Here is a 1122-nt window from a genome sequence, read left to right on the forward strand (position 1 = left end):
GTCGATAAATGTAGACCACTTGTTAGGTGCGTGATGAGGAAAGTTACGAATTCGTCCCCCATTGACTTTGGTTGGCTTACAAGGCAAGCAGAAGTAGCGAATAAGGTCAGCCCCCTCTCTCATCTTTTGGTCTTTGAGTTTGAGAACTGTTCCAACTCCTTCAAGGGAGAGTGGAAGTCCTAAATAGGCGGACCAAATCATGCTACATCGCCACGAAACTGGGGAGAGAAATCCATCTGATAAGAATTCAGGATGATGTTTCTTGAGCCAGTTGGATAGGCAAATTCGCTCAAATGAAGCGTTGAATGCCCATTTGATGACTCTATCTTCTACTAAAGCTTCAAGAATATCTTGTGGTAACTTCTCTTTATTAAAGTCGTAAACAGTCACTGGTCCATTATCGACAGAAACTGCAATTAAAAGGAGTTCAAAACTGTCATCTTCCGCATAGCGATAGACACCAGATTTTCGTAGGTCAATTTCGCAATAGGTTTCAATGTCGATGCTAAGTTCTTTAATCGGCATAGTTTGTCCTTTCTGAAAAAGGTGACAGAAGTACTGCCACCTAAAGTTCTATTTGTTTTTTCGACTGAGTGGTGTTTGGCTAAGTTTTTCTTTGTTTTGCTTTGCCTTTCGTTCCACTTCATTTCGAATGTCATCTCTAATGGTCATATACCCGAAGTATAGACCGATAAGCACCCAGAGACCCATAATTGTACAAGTTAAAATCGTATACATCATCTACCAAATTCTCCATTTCTAGTTCAAAAAGTCATCATCGTCTTCTGTCGCAAAATCATCTTCGGCACGAGTGCGTCCTCCGAGGGGTTCACCATCACGCAATTTTTGCAAGTTATTCAAACCGCAAGCAATCCCTTTATTGCCATTGGAATTAAATGCGTAGAAGGTGATAGAAGCACGACCATAGATACCTGAGTATAGCTCAGACGTATCGATAATTTCTTGGCGGTTGCCATCAACCACACCAGGTTTGTGTGGCGAGTTGGCATTTACGAAGTAGGCATTTTTGTATGCTTCATCATCAGGGCGTTCAAGGTCACCATCTCGTAGGGGAGTTTTCAGAGTAGATAATGCAGGTACTGATTTGCCATTGCCTTTGAG

The 1122-nt window shown here is 41.9% G+C and carries 1 protein-coding gene and 1 pseudogene; both read right to left on the minus strand.

Annotated elements, in window-relative coordinates; all coding sequences use genetic code 11:
• Positions 1 to 525, minus strand: a pseudogene (locus tag D8792_RS10720) (hypothetical protein); the annotation flags it as partial.
• A gap of 234 nt (positions 526 to 759) precedes the next feature.
• A partial coding sequence (locus D8792_RS10725) for a DUF2815 family protein (RefSeq protein ID WP_125374002.1) occupies positions 760 to 1122 on the minus strand: 363 nt, incomplete at its 5' end.

The sequence above is a fragment of the Streptococcus cristatus genome, assembly GCF_003943505.1.
Classification (GTDB): Bacteria; Bacillota; Bacilli; order Lactobacillales; family Streptococcaceae; genus Streptococcus; species Streptococcus cristatus_E.